This window comes from Paenibacillus agri (assembly GCF_013359945.1).
Classification (GTDB): Bacteria; Bacillota; Bacilli; order Paenibacillales; family Paenibacillaceae; genus Paenibacillus_AQ; species Paenibacillus_AQ agri.
Map to the genome: position 1 here is coordinate 1 of NZ_JABWCS010000003.1, position 220 is coordinate 220.

Sequence of the window (220 nt, forward strand, 5' to 3'; positions counted from 1 at the left end):
CTGCGGTCAGTATGATCAGCTTGAACGATACCACCTTGTTATTGCTGTCTACTTCATACACGCCAATGTATTTGTTTGTTGTTGCATCCACGTCAGTGATATCTTCGCCTGGCGTGTACGGATTCGTTACTCCCGCTCCCGTTGGTGCTGCATCTCCTACGTTTGGTGTAGGAATCAGGGTCGAGGACACTTTCGTCACGAGATGGTTACCCGCTCCTAC

At 50.0% G+C, this 220-nt stretch carries 1 protein-coding gene; it reads right to left on the bottom strand.

From position 1 onward, the window contains the following. A partial coding sequence (locus HPT30_RS00010; RefSeq protein ID WP_312876271.1) for a hypothetical protein occupies positions 1–199 on the bottom strand: 199 nt, incomplete at its 3' end. Between the last annotated feature and the right edge of the window lie 21 nt (positions 200–220).